The organism is Paenibacillus sp. MBLB1832 (genome assembly GCF_032271945.1).
In the GTDB taxonomy this organism is placed as follows: Bacteria; Bacillota; Bacilli; order Paenibacillales; family NBRC-103111; genus Paenibacillus_E; species Paenibacillus_E roseopurpureus.
In genome coordinates, this window is the sequence record NZ_CP130319.1 from 2,026,880 (window position 1) to 2,043,420 (window position 16,541).

Below are 16,541 nucleotides of genomic sequence, written 5' to 3' on the forward strand. Positions count from 1 at the left end.
AAGCTGTAGCTATTGAAGCTCCGTAGCTACGGCTTCTTTTTACCAGGAATCCCGATTTTCTGTATATGTTATCGTTGGCTGGGAACATAGTCTATGAAAAACGATACAGATATTATAAAAAACAGTTAATCGTTTAAAGCTTGAATTAAAACATCGCGGAAAGAGAAGTGATTCATTTTATGATGAAGTGGTTGAAGATGCTTTTTATTTTTTGCTTTAGCCTGATGTTGACCAGTTGCTTGTTTGTTTTTTTGACAGCAAGTACAAGTTATGGGGCAGGCAATGTCTATTATGTGGATGATATTAATGGAAATAACAACAACGAAGGTACAAGTGAGCAAACTGCTTGGAAAACGTTGGCTAAGGTTAATGGAACTACGTTTCAACCAGGTGATCACATTTTGTTTAAAGCAGGAGGTTCATGGTCTGGACAACTTCATCCCTTAGGATCTGGTACCGACACTAGCCCAATAGTTATTGATCAGTATGGGACGGGTAATAAACCAATCATCAATGGGGGAGGCATCTTGAATTCGGGCGCAGTCTTGTTATATAACCAACAATATTGGGAGATTAACAATCTAGAGATCACGAATAAGGGAACCGCTTCTGGTCAAAAGATGGGTGTATCCATAGAAGCCAAGGATGTAGGCATACTCAATCACATCTATTTGAAAAATTTGGTCATTCATGATGTGAATGGACTTCAAACGGATAAGCAAAATGGTGGGATTTGGGTGCATACCTACGGCAATCTCATTCAGACTAAGTTTAATGACATTCAAATCATGAATAATACGGTGTATGATACCGACCGTGCGGGAATCGTCGTAACCTCGGATTGGTGGTGTAATCCGGATCTCGTCACTTGCGGTACGACACGCCCAGCTTACTATCCTTCCACGAATGTAGTGGTAAGCAATAATTACGTTTACAGCGTTGGGGGAGATGGCATTAGTATTCGAGATACCACTTCCCCAGTTGTCGAATACAATGTGGTCCATGATGCCAATGCCCGTTCTGGTGACTACAATAACGCAATCTGGACGTATAACGCTACAAATGCAAAGATTCAATACAATGAAGCGTATTTAACAAGAACGACAAAAGACGGTTATGGATTAGGTGTGGATTATTTACAGGATGGTGCCAATCTTCAGTATAATTACACACACGACAATGAAGGCGGTGCAGTAGGCATCTATTCGGATGGAACGTGGGCTCCCCAATCCAACCGGAATTTTAAGATTCGATATAATATTAGCCAGAATGATGGTGCGGCTATTTATAGTTTCTATGGACCAGCCGTTAATGGAGAAATTTACAACAACACTGTGTATGTCAAAGGAGATTCTAGCCCAGCCCTATATAAATTTAATAATTGGGGCGGATACGCGTCAAACATTTCCTCTAAAAATAACATTTTTTACAACTTGGGAATTGGAAACTACGTTTGGGGCCAAAGTTCAAATATTACATTCGATCATAATTTGTTTTATGGCGCTCATCCTGCTAGTGAACCTGCAGATGCGAACAAAATAACGAGCGATCCGTTGTTAGTGAACCCTGGAAGCGGGGGGAGCGGCATACACTCAGTCGATGGATATAAGCTATTGAATGGCTCACCAGCATTGGCAACAGGAACGCTTATTGCGAATCATGGAGGACAAGATTATTGGGGGAATTCCGTTTCAACGACATTAGCACCTAATATTGGGGCTTACAATGGAGTTGGTCAGTCTTTGTCAGGAATTGATTTGCAGGTTTCGGCAGTGAAAGTGCAAGAATCAAGTTTTATTCCAGGAGACTCGATTCATTTCCAATTAACGGTTCGTAATAATGGAACGACTGCAACAGGAAGCCAGACGATCACAAACCAATTTATGGTGGATGGTCAAACCGTAAAAAGCGAGCCTTATTTAATCAATCTAAGTCCAGGGCAGTCTATCACTGTTACTTCATCGGCCTGGAATACAACCAAGTCCGGGTTCTTATTGAAGGCTGTGGCGGATGCATCCAATGTTATCGCTGAGGTTCAAGAAGACAATAATATGATGTCGCAATATATCAACCTTGTCGTAGGCAAGGATATTGTACCCGTTTCGTTAGGTGTGCAGGAATCCAATTGGGGAGTAGGGTCCACCATACATTTCACTTTAACTGTGAAGAATCAAGGGAATGTCCCGATCGTTAATGAATGGTTTGGTGCAAGGTTTTACTTAGATGGGGCTACCACTGAGGTGGATTGGTCAGGCACGCCTGATGCAGGGTATACATTAAACCCCGGTGGCACCATTACACTAGTGTCCAAAAAAGGCTGGAAAGTTGACCGAGCTCAATTCTCTCTGATGGGGGATGGCGATACATGGAATCAAGTCGTTGAAGTGAACGAAGCGAATAATAAGATGACGGTTCAATTGCCCTTAAGCAGTGAAAAGTCCATAACCAGCTTCGCGATTGGCAATCAGCAAGGTACGGTAACAGCGGCGACCTATCAGATTGGTGTAAAAGTGCCTTATGGAACCGATATAACATCGTTGACACCAGTCATTAGTGTATCGAATAAGGCCACTGTAACACCAGGCAATGGGGCTGCCCAGAATTTCACCAATCCGGTTATCTACACAGTGACTGGGGAGAATGGCACTACGCAGCAGTGGACGGTAACGGTGACGCAAGATACGGCATACACATTGACAGGTCCTAGCGCTGTTGTGACGGGAGATTCGTTCCAGTTGACATACGGTCTGGCCAATGTCACCGAAAGCGTTTACGCCAAGTCAGTGACAGTCCATTATGACCCTGCTAAGTTGGAGTACATTAATGTAGAAAGCCTGCTCAATGGCTTTAATGTGATCGCTAGTACAACAACACCAGGGAGCATCAGGATCATAGAAGCGAGCACAGGATCTACAAGTCCATTGACTGGCACGTTAAACCTGCTTTCGTTAACGTTCCGAGCAATAGACCGAACGGTGAGCACGAATGTGTACATGACGGATATCGTCCTGGGTGACCAGTTTGGGAGCGTGAAAATAGTTAATGGCGGCAACGCTCTTGGGATTAACATTATCGAGTTTATTCCAGTCGATAAGTCGGAACTGTCTGCAGCGCTAACAGAGACTGCTTCAGCCATCGCAGCCGCTAAAGAACTAAATCCTTTAGCACCGCACTTTGGCTACTATCCAAAGAACAAGATTGATGCGCTCAAAGCTGCTTATGCGAATGCGAATGGGGTATTTAACCAAGTTGGCGTGACGCAATCGCAATTAGATGTGGCCAAAAACACACTCACACAAGCCTTATCGGTATTCCTTGCTTCGGCAAATCAGTCCGCTGGGATTGGCGATTTGGCCTTGCTGGCAGCGAACTACCATGCAACGAGCAACAACCCTAACTGGCCAGTCATCCGGATGTATGATTTTGATCAGAATGGGAAGCTGGATTTATACGATCTTGTTACAATGGCACAACGGATACTGAATTAATCATTTGATGGGAGGATGGGAGATGACAGGGTGTCATCTCCCATCCCCTCCTAGTTGGGGGCATGTAAGGATGAAACGTTTTTCTCATATTGTATTGATGGCTCTTTTGCTCTTCGTTACAATTCGGCCTGTCTCTGGTGCAGCACAAACTGCAAGCAGCTTTTACATGCATACTTCCTCAGACAGTGTGAAGGTAGGAGATATCGTAACGGTTACCGTTACGGGGAAAACACTGGCAGACTTGTATGGGGCGGAGTTTGAGCTTAATTTTGACGCAACAAAACTGAAATATGAGGACGTGTCTAGTTCAATAAAAAACACCTTTCCTATGGCTATTACAGTCAGTGACAATAAGTTATTGCTTGTATTTACACTTCAATCTCAGAGAGCAGGACTGAAACGGAGACTTGAATTTGTTATCACTTTCGTTTAAAGCTGTTGGGACGGGTGAAACGATGTTGAGCCTGAGTCCAACAACTGTACTCAACAGTCAGAAGCAACCTGTGGTTGGAACGTTTGGAAATGAAGTGAAATTATCCGTAGCAACCAGGAGTACCACAGACGTACCTTCAAATGGAAGCAACATAGACCCACCTGCAACACCTCCACCAGGAATGGTTTCAGTTGATGCTTTTCCCTCTACTGATGGAACTGCCTCTGTCCGCGTATCCACCAAGGAGTTGCTATTAGCAGCGACGTCCTCACAGGATAAATCGGTTCTGATTCATGTCAATAATGCATCTAGTGCGAGCGCTGTGGCGGTCAGTCTGCCTATAGGTGAATGGAATCAAGCCAAATCGGATACCAGCAGCGTTTCTATGATTAGGGTGGAAACGGGATTGGCTAGGGTATCGATGGATACGAAGTTGTTTGACAAGGTACCAATGACTGGAGCTTCACCTGAATTACTTCTCAAAGTAGAGCGGGTATCGCCTGCTGCACTTCCTAGCGATGTTCGACAAGTAACAGGCACTAATATTGTGTATGATTTTAGCTTGAGTCTGGGTGACCAGAAATTGCCCTCTTTTAAAGGGGACATCAAAGTCGAATTACCATATGTACTTGCACCTGGCGAGAAACCGAATCAGGTCGTTATTTACTATATTGCGGGCGATGGAACACTTGAGGTCGTGAAGAATGGACACTATAATGCGGCTACGGGCATGGTAGAGTTTAGACCAAACCATTTTAGTAAATATGCAGCGAATTACACGCAGGTCACTTTCCGAGATATGGACGGAGTTGCATGGGCGAACGAAGCGGTGCTCGGGTTAGCTGCCCGTAAGGTCATTCAAGGCAGAAGCGAAAGCAGTTTCGTGCCAGATGGGGATCTGACTCGAGCTGAATTTATACAAATGCTCGTGCAACTATTTGACCTCAAAAACTCGGCCGCAGCAGCCACTTTCACTGATGTTGCGCCAGGTGCTTGGTATTATAGCGCAATTGCCTCTGCGCAACAATCCGGACTTGTCCATGGTCAATTAGACGGCAGCTTCGGTGTGAACGACAGAATCTCCCGAGAAGACATGGCAGTAATGATTTTCCGAGTATCGAAGCTGCTGGAAGTAGGTAAACTGAATGCCAGTGGTACGCATAGCACACCGTTTCAGGATCTGAACCAAACAGCAGACTATGCGAAAGTTGCTGTTACTACCCTGCAGGAAGCTGGCTTAATGAACGGTATAATGGAGGGGTATTTTGATCCGAAAGGCACCTCAACTAGAGCACAAGCAGCAGTAGTACTTTACAGACTGTTTCAAATTTTGACATAAAGTATTCTCAAGGATTCGTGTCTTCATAAGAAGGAAATGGATGAAAGATCTCAAAGAGGTTGAGCAGAAATAGTAGCTTAACCTCTTTTTTCCATCAATTCCTAAAGTTTTAACTAACTAAAGCTCAAATCTTATTTCACGCACATAAAATCGTTGATAGGAGATGTTTTAAATTTGTAAGCGCTTTATCTATGATGTAGATAATCTGGGCATACCTGCTCCGGATACACATTTTACTAGGAGGAATTTATGTTGAAGGAAATGGCAAGAAAAAGGTTGGTTTCGTTGGTGGTCATGCTGATGCTGGTTTTGAGCTATTCCCACGTCCCTGTTACCTATGCAGCTGGAACGATCTACTATGTAGATTCGCTGGGTGGTGATGACCGGAACGGTGGAACCTCGCAGAGCGCTGCCTGGCAAACACTGAGTAAAGTGAATGCAACTACGTTCGCGCCTGGTGACCAGATTCTATTCAAAACAGGCGGCATCTGGACGGGACAACTAAGTCCCAAAGGCTCTGGAAGTAGTACAAGTCCAATTATCATCAACCAATACGGAACAGGGAACAAGCCGATCATTAATGGAGGAGGGCTTACAAATACAGGTACCTTACGCTTGTATAATCAGCAGTATTGGGAGATCAACAATCTAGAGATCACGAACAAGGGTACCGCTACTGGACAAAAGATGGGCGTATCGATCGAAGCCAAAGATATAGGGACGTTGAATCACATCTATTTAAATGCTTTGGTCATCCATGATGTGAATGGACTTCAGACCGACAAGCAAAACGGCGGGATATGGGTGCACACCTACGGCAATGCGGTGCAGAGCAAATTCAACGATGTCCAAATTACGTATACAACGGTGTACAATACGGACCGTGCAGGTATCGTAATGACCTCAGACTGGTGGTGCAATCCGGATGTTGTCACTTGCGCTAATCGCCCAGCTTATGTACCTTCTACCAATGTAGTGGTTAGAAATAATTTCGTGTACAGCTTGGGGGGAGATGGCATTAGCATTCGGGATACCACTTCTCCGATTGTGGAATATAATGTGGTTCATGATGCCAACGCTCGTTCAGGAGACTACAATAACGCCATTTGGACGTATAACGCCACGAATGCCAAAGTCCAATACAATGAAGCCTATTTAACAAGAACAACCAAGGACGGTCTTGGATTTGGCTTGGATTATCTACAGACGGGGGCCATCTATCAATACAATTACAGTCACGATAATGAAGGAGGATTTGCAGCTCTTTATACGGACGGAAGTTGGGCGCCTCAGTCTAATAAGAACTCGGTGGTTCGATACAACATCAGCCAAAATGATAAAACGCACATCTTTGCCTGGTACGGTCCAACTACGGATACGCAAGTGTATAATAATACGGTCTACAACTCGAATAGCCAGGTTAAAGTAATGGATATCATTAATTGGTCTGGTTATGCCCAAAATATTACGTTCAGCAATAACATTATATACAGCACGGTGGCCATGTCTTACGCAATTGCCAATGGTACCAACTTGAACTTTAAAACCAATAACTTTTATGGCGTAACGCCTCCAAGTGGCAGCAACGTGACCATTTCAGGAACCTTTACTGTGGATCCCAAACTTGTGAATCCTGGAAGCGGAGGGACAGGAAGAACGACAGTTGACGGATATAAGCTTCAAAATACGTCTCCAGTCATTCATGCCGGTGTGGTTATTGCCAATAACGGTGGTAAAGATTATTGGGGTACTACGGTTTCGGCAACGAATAACCCGAATATTGGCGCATTCAACGGCTATAATCCTTAAGATTTGTTAATTAAAGAAGCTGTAACTACGGAAGCTGCGTAGTTACAGCTTCTTTTATATCAGGAATCCCGATTTTTCGTATATCTTATCGTTGGCTGGGAACATAGTCTATGAAAATCGGGACAGATATAATAAAGATAACAAAAGGAGTAAGGAGAGAACATGATGGATACAGAGTTGCAAGCAGCAACATATAAAGAAAAGCGCCATACTACGCGTAAAGGAAGGCTCCGATCCTTCTTAGCTCAAATCGATTTGCAAGTAATGGTGCTCCCTGGGGTGCTATTGGTTCTCCTTTTTAGCTATGTGCCCATGTGGGGAGTCTTGATTGGCTTTCAAGATTACGACTTATTTAAGGGTATTTTCCATAGTGATTGGGTGGGACTTAAACATTTCAACATGTTCATCCATTCGCCTGATTTTTTTCGTGTCATGCGAAATACGCTTGCGATTTCACTGCTAAAGCTATTTTTCGGCTTTCCAGCTCCCATCGTGCTTGCATTAATTTTGAACGAAGTCAAACACTTAGGTTTCAAGCGATTTGTTCAAACGGTTTCTTACTTACCCCACTTTATGTCATGGGTCATCGTTTCAAGCTTTGTTATCTCCATGCTTTCCATAGATAACGGAAGTATTAATATTTTATTGCAACGACTAGGATTCATCGATGAACCAATAAATTGGCTATCACGATCCGAATACTTCTGGGGAATATTGGTTTCAACCGGGGTGTGGAAAGATGTTGGCTTTGGAGCCATTATATATCTCGCGGCTATTGCGGGAATTGATCCGCATCTGTATGAGGCGTCCGCCATGGATGGAGCAGGAAGAGTTCGACAGATTATGCATATTACGATTCCAGGCATTACGCCCGTGATTATGATTTTCTTAATCTTGAATATTGGTGGCATTCTGTACGCTGGCTTTGATGATATTTTAAATCTAACCAATAATGGAGCGAATACTTTACTAAGACCTGTATCCGATGTTTTAGACACCTATGTGTACAGAGTGGGGATATTGGGACAGCGGTATTCATATGCAACTGCAGTGGGGCTATTCAAGTCGCTCATTAGTGTCATATTACTTGTCCTTGCAAATGTATTGGCTCGTCGTATGGGCCGAGCAAGCTTATGGTAGGAGGTGTTCAAGTTGAAGATATGGGATAAAAGTTATGATACTGCGGTTATTATTATTCTTGTCATTCTTTCTTTCGTGACGCTGTATCCATTTTGGAACAGTGTCGTGATTTCCTTGAATGTGGGAACAGACACAGCACTTGGTGGCATTACGTTTTGGCCAAGAGCTTTTACATGGGAGAACTATGAAGTGGTGTTTAAAGACGACCGCTTGGCCCAAGCCTTCGGCGTTTCCATTCTCAGGACAATAGTCGGAACGTTTTTATCGATCTTCTTTACTTCTATGTTCGCCTACGGCTTAACCAAAAAACATTTAATTGGCCGCAAGGTGTATATGATTATGTGTATCATCACCATGTTTTTTAGTGGGGGATTGATTCCATCCTTTTTATTAATTAAAAGTTTGCACATGATCGATACGTTTTGGGTGCTTGTGGTGCCTGGCATCATCGTCGTATGGAACGTTATTATTTTTCGCACATTTTTCATGGAGCTGCCAGCTGGGCTGGAGGAATCAGCTAAGATGGATGGCTGCAATCATATCCGTACCTACTTCTCGATTATCCTTCCTATTTCAGGTCCAGTGCTCGCGACGTTGTCTCTGTTTACAGCGGTTGGTTTATGGAATGATTGGTTTACAGCTTCCATTTACATTAATAATCCGAATCTTATGCCCATTCAGACTTTGCTGAATCAGATTGTGAATTCCAATGCCTTGTCGGAACAATTATCATCCGCAGGGGGAGCAGCCAGTGAATTTGTGCGCCAACTACAGGGCGTTTCCACCAAATCACTTGTAATGGCAACAATGATTGTGACAACCTTACCAATCATCATGGTTTACCCGTTCTTGCAGCGTTTTTTTGTGAAAGGTGTTTTAATCGGTTCATTGAAAGAATAGCAAGTGGTCAACAAAGGCTTAGCCTTTTTTGATATATAATTAGATTGAGAGGGGAAATAAGAAATGAAAAGATCGAAAAGAATGTTTTTATTACCAGCAGTCGCGTTAACGGCAATAAGTCTGGTAGCGTCAGGTTGCAGTAAATCAACTCAAACTGAGCAACCAATCGCAACGGCTGCTAACACCAATGTGGCCAAAGCTACAACATCTCCTGCGGTCGATTTCAAAGGTTTGGATTTCAGTTGGTATATTCATTATGATTGGGCTGTATCCACGCCTTGGGGGCAAGATCCGCCAACGCAATGGATCAAGGAGCAAAAAGGGGTTAATGTCAACTTTGTACAATCCGGAGGAGCAGCAGTTCAGAAATTTAATTCCATGATTGTATCCAATGATTTGCCGAATCTGATTACGTTAGATCGCGCTGCTGATCTGGAGAAATTGATTCAGGCTGGCCAATTGGTTCCACTCGATGAATATGTCAAAAAATATCCGAATTTAAAAAAATGGGCAGGCGATAAAACGCTGGGCATGTTGAAATCTTCAGACGGCAAATTGTATGGTTTCCCTAACTACTATGGGGGAGAAAACGGAAATACAGGTTGGGCTCTCAATAAGGAAATCTACACGGCCTTAGGTTCACCTAAGCTTGAAACCTTTGCTGAACTGGAAGATTATCTACGTAAAGTGAAGGCGGCATATCCGAATGTAGTTCCATTGGAAGCGGGTGAATTGACTGGGAATGGCATGCTGCAGGCGGGCAATCTGTTGTATGCTGGGTATGGTGAAGATAAAACCTTGATCTTCTCAGACAACTTAAAAGCGTACCCAGATAAGAATCAACTTCAATCGATTTTCAAAGATCCTGCTTTTGTGAAATCGGTGGTAGAAGCGAATAAATTGTTTAATGAGAAGCTGATTACACAGGATGCATTTACGCAAAAAAGTGATCAAGTAAAGGAAAAATTAAAAACAGGACGCGTAGCTGTCGTGGCATTGAATAACATCTTTAACGTGCAAGAAGGTCATAACATTTTGGCTGAGAAAAATAAAGATCTTGGCTACGTCGTTATCCCGCCAATTCATGAACAAGGGTTGAACGCAGCAAAGATTAAGCCGGCCAACTTCTCCACGCTAGGTTGGAACGTCAGTGTCATTACGAAGAGTGCCAAGGATCCTGAGAAGCTCTTTGCCTATATGGACTGGGCAACGGGTCTAGAAGGACAGCAAGTGTTAACCTTCGGGCCGAAGGGCTTGCTGTGGGATGAAGCTGATGCAGACGGTGTACCGATTCGGAATGAGAAAGCGAAGACCATCGCGAAAGCCGATAAAGATAAATTGAAAATTGGTGCAGGCAACTACTTTGCCAATACGAACTTGCGTCAAAAATTGATTAATTTAGATGAAGAGCGCTATGGCGATAAAAAGCCAGGTCAATTTGACGGTATTGCTGCAAATAAAATTTTGAAAGCAAGCTCCTATGATACAACTGAATTCGAGGGAATACTCCCGCTGCCGTCCTCAGACTTAGGAATTATCTATACACAAGTGAAGGATTTGATGAAAGAGGCTTATGCACGTGCTGTGTTTGCTAAGAATAGTGACGAAGCCCTTCAAATTATCAATAAGGCTCAAAGCAATGCTGAAGCAGCTGGTTATGATAAAGTATTGAAATATATGACGGACAAATGGCAGGAAAACCTCAAGAAAATGAAAGGCTAGTAAGTATTTTTGTGCAAAAGGCCATATAGGAGGGTATACTTGGTATATCCTCCATTTTAATTGGAAGAGATATTTCGATAGGGTGATGTCTAATGCTAAATGTATTAATTGTCGATGATCAACCATTAGAAATTATGGGAATGCGCACATTCGTCCCTTGGGAGAAGCTTAATTTAAAGCTAGTTGCTGAAGCAAATGACGGGTTTACTGCGTTGGACTATATCAATGAACTACCTCTGGATATTGTCATTTCGGACATTAAGATGCCTATTATGTCAGGACTAGAGTTGGCTAGGCGAACGAAACTAATCAAACCCTCGATCATTTTTATTATGATTAGCGGCTACGAGGATTTTGAATATGCCAAGAAAGCCATACAGTTTGGTGTAGAAGGATACATTCTTAAACCGATTGATTATAACGAGCTTCTAGAAGCGTTGGGGAATGCTGTTCAACGAATTGCAAGAGAACGGGATTTTACTCAATTAAAGACGCAATGGAGCACATCCGAACATATTGTCAAAAATAATGCCGTTAAGCAGCTGCTAGAAGGCGATTCCGATTTGGTATATAGGTATGAAATTATGAATCGCTTCTCGGACCAGGACGCTGTAAATTGGAGAGCTGCCGTTCTAGAGTTGGATGATGTCGATCGAAGGCTGAATATGCTTGACTCAGACGAGCATCATCAATTGCTCAAAGAAGCCTTATCCTATCTGACAACCATGCTTCAGAAGGACAATTATTTGTTTGCGGAGCTTGAAAATAAGAGACTGGGCATTTTAATTCCTGAGAAATCCTACGAGGAGACGCTCGAATGGATTGAGAACTTGATTCAAGGCGTTAATCAAAACTCCGCTTTCACCATCACTGTTGGATTAGGAACCCCGGTTAACCATTTAGATGTAATCAAAAAGTCTTATAGTGAAGCTACGCAAGCATTAGGACAGAAAATGTTCAACGGAAAAGGAAGGGTACTGCCCTTTGCATCATCACAGTTGAATCTTGAATCTTCCCAACAAATTCTAGGAGATGCAGATGGGCTGTTATCACAGCTTTTTAATGCTATACAGAATTATCAGTTGGTGGACATTTATGACATCATGGAGCAATTAGGCAACCTTATTCTAAAATTAGAGAGCCGAAATTCCGTTTACCATTTCACGATCTATGTATTGGGAAAGGCAAACGATTTCTTGCACGAAAAGAATGAAGATGTCTACAACCTGCTGCAATGGGATTTCCACCATCTAGATATTATTTATCAGTTTGAAACCGTACAGGATCTGCGTGATTGGCTAAGGAAGAAGATGTTTGAAATATCAGAATTGCTGCAGAACAAATTGGCGAAACGGAATAAGAAGTTGATAGAAAAAGTTGAGTTGTATATCCTAGAGCACTTAGAGGAAGGGATTACACTCAAAGATTTAGCTAAGCATTTCTTATATTCGCCTAATCACTTAGGACAATTATTCAAGGAAGAGACATCGATGCACTTTTCTGACTATATGTTGAATCAGAGGCTGGATCGGGTTAAACAGCTATTAGATGACCCCACTATGAAAATCTATGAAGCAGCGGACAGATTAGGATTCAAGAATATGACCCATTTTTATCGACTATTCAAAAAAAGGTTTAACATCTCGCCAGGGGACTATCGAAAGAAGGGGTAAAACGTGAGCTTTCGGAATAAACTAATCTTCGCCTTTTCTATCCTTGTCCTAATCTCTATTCTGGCCGTAGGTAATTTCTCATATCTTGTGTCCTTAAACAGTTTGACGAAGCAGACAGAGGAGAACACGAGATTGGTCATTCAACAACTCCGCAGTAACCTTGAGTTTAGAATCGCTAATATTAAGCAAGTTTCGGATTTCCTATTTTGGGATACAAGAACACAACAACTGCTGGACAACGGACAGTCTCCGCTTACGGGATGGGAAGAATATACGAAATATTTGCAGCCTAAGCTTGGATCTGCACTGCTGCTTTCCACACATACGATTCATATTGCGATGTATATCAATAATGAAACGTTGCCTGAGGTCTACACGACAAATAGACCTTTTGGTTTCAGCGCCAAAGAATTCAGCATCTATCATAGCTCAAGAATTAAGAATACCCCCTGGTATAACCAACTAAAACTAACACAGGATCAATCCCAATGGGGACAGTTTTTTGATGATGAGGAATACCATACCATTTCTGTCGTTCGTCCACTCTTGAATATCACTAGAATTCCTCTTGAAAATTTGGGTGTGCTGCGTATTCAAATCCCAATTGATGAATTATTCGATACGGCCAATATTGAAAAACCAGGCAACAAGAGTGTGATGATCATTCTCGACCATGCAGGCGATATTGTTTACAAAAGCGAGCCAGCCGGACAGGGAGCCATTTCTTTAGATACCCTTAAGAATGAGCATTCCTATTTAAAAGTTGAGGAAGAGCTTCCAGATATTCAAGGCAAAATGCTTTTATATGTTCCTATGCATGAAATGCAAGCGGAGGCTAGGAAACTTAAAATAGCCACACTCGTGGCTTGCTTGATCAGTATGCTTGTTTTACTTATCCTTGGCGCTTTCATTTCGCAATATTTTTCGAAGAGAGTAACAAAAATCGTAAATGCGTTGAACAGTTTTCATAATGGCCATTATTTAGAGCAAATTCCTGTTACCGATAAAGATGAATTCGGTAAGATTTCAGATTCATTTAACCATATGGCAGGGACAATTAATCATTTAATTAAAGAGGTCTATGAAACAAAGCTTAGAAGTGCCTCGGCAGAATTATCCGCTTTGCAGGCACAGATTAATCCACATTTCCTGTATAACACGTTATCTGCGATTAGTACACTAGGGCAGTTAGGTCAAACCGAACGTATGCGTCAGATGATCATAAAATTGAGCCAGTTTTATCGACTGACGTTAAATAACGGGAAATCGTTGATAACGATAGCCAAAGAATTGGAACAGGTTCAATTATATATTGAAATTCAGCGAATCAAATACGACGAGAAGTTAAGGTTTAGCTATGATGTAGACCCGAATCTATTGCCCATGCAGACAGTTAAATTAATTCTTCAGCCGTTCGTTGAAAACGCATTAGAGCACGCGTGGTATAAGAACAATAATTTGAATGTAAGAATTATAGGGAGACTTACGAACGATATGATCGAGTTTAAGGTCATTGATGATGGCATTGGTATGGATAAACATACCAGTCAACAATTATCTAATTTGGGGGAAGAAGCGCTTGGGTACGGGATCCGTAATGTAGATGAACGTATTAAACTTCAGTATGGTTCAAATTATGGTGTACAAGTACATAGTTATTTAGGAATGGGAACGACGATTCTAATTCAGTTTCCTGCAGAGCGGGAATAAAGGAGATTCTACCTATGAAAAAAATACAACAATCTTTCGATGTTGTCGTTTGCGGCGGTGGTCTTGCCGGTTTCTGTGCAGCGATTGCTGCCGCTCGGCACGGATCCCGCACTTGCCTCATTCAGGATAGACCCGTATTTGGAGGGAACAGTTCCTCTGAAATTCGTGTTACCCCACATGGAGCGGCCAATTTCCATGCGTATGCAAGGGAAACGGGTACCATTTCGGAGCTGCTTATTGAGGAACGCGCTATCAATCATGAGAAGATTCGTGAAAATGGCTGGACGAATAGTGTATGGGATATGGTCATGTATGATATGGCTGTTAGGACTCCCAACTTGACCTTCCATTTAAATACGTCTGTCACAAGCGTTCAGCTTACGGGTGACAAGATCAGTTCCGTGCGTGCTGTCATTGCGAATGCAGAGACCGAACTTGAGATACAAGGTGATGTCTTCATTGACTGTACAGGAGATGGCATGGTTGCGGATATGGCGGGCTGTGAATGGCGCTGGGGATCCGAGGGAAAAGATGAGTTCGGAGAGCCGCACGCGCCGCTTCAAGCAAGCTCTAATACCATGGGCAACTCCATCCATTTTCGAGCCAAAGATATGGGACGTCCTGTTCCGTTCAAAGCGCCTTCTTGGGCAGTTAAACATGAAGATCCTGATTACTTTTACAAGCAGGGCCGCACCTTCTATGACACGGAATCAGGCTTCTGGTGGATTGAAATCGGCATTCCTTGGAATACCGTCTATGACAATGAAACGATTCGTCATGAACTTACGAGACATACCCTTGGCATCTGGGACTGGATGAAAAATCAAGACCCCGTATTAAAAGAGCAAACGGCGAACTTAGCACTGGATTGGATTGGCCAAGTCCCTGGCAAACGGGAGAGTAGGCGGATTCTAGGACGTTATTTCATGACGGAGCACGATATTCAGAATCGTACTGTATTCTCAGACGAAATCGCCTATGGGGGATGGTTCGTCGATCTTCACACGCCAGGAGGACTTCTTGCCGAAACGGCGGAGCCTGCGAGTGCAGAGGGCTACAGCGAGACCAGTGAGTATGCACAAAAAAGTTATTGTGGACCTTATGGTATCCCATTTCGCATTATGCTCTCTAAAGATGTGGGCAATTTAATGATGGCTGGGCGCAATGTGAGTGTGACACACGCTGCACTAGGAACCGTTCGCGTGATGTCAACGACTGCGCTGATGGGACAAGCCGCAGGCACGGGCGCAGCTTATGCGGTCAAACATCAACTCGGTTTAGACGAGCTCACAGGTTCAGCGATGGTTAATATTCAGCAAAGCCTGCTTCGGGATGGTTGCTTCCTTCCAAATTATAAAAATGAGGATAACAACGACCTAGCCAGAACTGCAACAATTAGCGTAAGCTCTTCAGCTTTAGCCTATGGTGTTGGTCCGGAAAATCGAGATTTTACGAACGGTTTCCGTTCCAGTCAACAGCAGCAACTAAGAAAGCAATTGGCGGAGCCGTTAACCCATATGCGTGGACAATGGATTGCTATCAATCAGGGGTACATCGATTCGATCTCCGTTTGTTTGACCAACACTTCAGGGCGTCCACAACGCATTCAAGCAAGCATCGTTCCCGTAGACCATATATGGGATTACCGCGTTGACACAGGTGAAGTATATGCCACTACGGACCTTATCGTACCAGTTGGCACAAAACAATGGGTGGAGTGGAAGGTGGATTGGCGTCATGCTTCAGCAGCGCATCGCTATATCAGGCTTCAGCTTGAAGCTAATCCATCCGTCGAGTGGCATTCCGCGGGGACAGTAATTCCGGGGCATGTGTCTGCCTTTGACATGGGCGCTGGAAGAATGCGCCGTTATTTATCCGATGGCGGTACGCTAAGCTACCGTATTACACCGCCTCAGCAATCTTTTGATGGTGATAATATCGTTAGCGGTGTTACGCGTCCGTACCAATATACCAATTTGTGGTTGTCGGATCCTTCTGATCCTGTTTCCCCATTCGTTCAGCTGGGGTGGGAAAAACAACAAACCATTCATGAAATTCAAGCTGTTTTTCCTGGTCATTTATTTCAAGAATATCATAAATATGAGCCTTTTTATCGAGATCCGCAATGTCCTAAGGATTACATCATTGAAGCATTCATATGTGATACCTGGACCACACTCGTTCATGTGGAAGACAATTATCAAAGGTTGGTTAGGCATACGCTTGATCATGCCATACAGACGGATCGTCTTCGTATTACGATTTTGGCTACAAATGGGGATCCTTCTGCAGGCGTGTATGAGGTACGCTGTTATTAGAGTAAATGA

At 43.1% G+C, this 16,541-nt stretch carries 10 protein-coding genes; all 10 read left to right on the forward strand.

The genetic code is table 11. The features are described 5' to 3' along the window. Nucleotides 1-224 precede the first annotated feature (224 nt). The 10 genes from MJB10_RS08755 to MJB10_RS08800 all read left to right on the forward strand — a co-directional run bounded on the left by MJB10_RS08755 (nucleotide 225) and on the right by MJB10_RS08800 (nucleotide 16,532). Complete coding sequence (locus MJB10_RS08755) at nucleotides 225-3,488, forward strand: CARDB domain-containing protein (protein ID WP_314803592.1); 3,264 nt, start codon at nucleotides 225-227, stop codon at nucleotides 3,486-3,488. A 70-nt stretch (nucleotides 3,489-3,558) separates the two neighbouring features. Further along, nucleotides 3,559-3,921: a cohesin domain-containing protein gene (locus MJB10_RS08760; RefSeq protein ID WP_314803593.1), complete on the forward strand. Its 363-nt coding sequence runs from the start codon at nucleotides 3,559-3,561 to the stop codon at nucleotides 3,919-3,921. 181 nt (nucleotides 3,922-4,102) lie between these two features. Beyond that, nucleotides 4,103-5,260, forward strand: a complete 1,158-nt coding sequence (locus tag MJB10_RS08765) for an S-layer homology domain-containing protein (RefSeq protein ID WP_314803594.1) — start codon at nucleotides 4,103-4,105, stop codon at nucleotides 5,258-5,260. Between the two features lie 249 nt (nucleotides 5,261-5,509). Next, a complete protein-coding gene (locus MJB10_RS08770) occupies nucleotides 5,510-7,069 on the forward strand; it encodes a right-handed parallel beta-helix repeat-containing protein (protein ID WP_314803596.1) in 1,560 nt (519 codons plus the stop codon). Between the two features lie 165 nt (nucleotides 7,070-7,234). Further along, a complete protein-coding gene (locus MJB10_RS08775) occupies nucleotides 7,235-8,209 on the forward strand; it encodes an ABC transporter permease (RefSeq protein WP_397386581.1) in 975 nt (324 codons plus the stop codon). 3 nt (nucleotides 8,210-8,212) lie between these two features. Next, nucleotides 8,213-9,109: a carbohydrate ABC transporter permease gene (locus MJB10_RS08780; RefSeq protein ID WP_397386582.1), complete on the forward strand. Its 897-nt coding sequence runs from the start codon at nucleotides 8,213-8,215 to the stop codon at nucleotides 9,107-9,109. A 63-nt stretch (nucleotides 9,110-9,172) separates the two neighbouring features. Beyond that, nucleotides 9,173-10,831 (forward strand): extracellular solute-binding protein, encoded by a 1,659-nt coding sequence (locus MJB10_RS08785; protein WP_314803602.1) that lies wholly within the window; start codon nucleotides 9,173-9,175, stop codon nucleotides 10,829-10,831. Nucleotides 10,832-10,923: 92 nt separating this feature from the next. Further along, nucleotides 10,924-12,504 (forward strand): response regulator, encoded by a 1,581-nt coding sequence (locus MJB10_RS08790; RefSeq protein WP_314803605.1) that lies wholly within the window; start codon nucleotides 10,924-10,926, stop codon nucleotides 12,502-12,504. Nucleotides 12,505-12,591: 87 nt separating this feature from the next. Continuing rightward, nucleotides 12,592-14,214 (forward strand): cache domain-containing sensor histidine kinase, encoded by a 1,623-nt coding sequence (locus MJB10_RS08795; protein ID WP_314803608.1) that lies wholly within the window; start codon nucleotides 12,592-12,594, stop codon nucleotides 14,212-14,214. Nucleotides 14,215-14,228: 14 nt separating this feature from the next. After that, the gene (locus tag MJB10_RS08800; protein WP_314803611.1) at nucleotides 14,229-16,532 is read left to right on the forward strand and encodes an FAD-dependent oxidoreductase; all 2,304 of its coding nucleotides are present in this window, start codon (nucleotides 14,229-14,231) and stop codon (nucleotides 16,530-16,532) included. Nucleotides 16,533-16,541: the final 9 nt, after the last annotated feature.

Bases quoted from the DNA above. Each gene is read 5' to 3' on its own strand.
- MJB10_RS08755 (WP_314803592.1), top strand. From the start codon at position 225: ATGTTGACCAGTTGCTTGTTTGTTTTTTTGACAGCAAGTACAAGTTAT.
- MJB10_RS08760 (WP_314803593.1), top strand. From the start codon at position 3,559: ATGAAACGTTTTTCTCATATTGTATTGATGGCTCTTTTGCTCTTCGTT.
- MJB10_RS08765 (WP_314803594.1), top strand. From the start codon at position 4,103: ATGGTTTCAGTTGATGCTTTTCCCTCTACTGATGGAACTGCCTCTGTC.
- MJB10_RS08770 (WP_314803596.1), top strand. From the start codon at position 5,510: ATGTTGAAGGAAATGGCAAGAAAAAGGTTGGTTTCGTTGGTGGTCATG.
- MJB10_RS08775 (WP_397386581.1), top strand. From the start codon at position 7,235: ATGGATACAGAGTTGCAAGCAGCAACATATAAAGAAAAGCGCCATACT.
- MJB10_RS08785 (WP_314803602.1), top strand. From the start codon at position 9,173: ATGAAAAGATCGAAAAGAATGTTTTTATTACCAGCAGTCGCGTTAACG.
- MJB10_RS08790 (WP_314803605.1), top strand. From the start codon at position 10,924: ATGCTAAATGTATTAATTGTCGATGATCAACCATTAGAAATTATGGGA.
- MJB10_RS08800 (WP_314803611.1), top strand. From the start codon at position 14,229: ATGAAAAAAATACAACAATCTTTCGATGTTGTCGTTTGCGGCGGTGGT.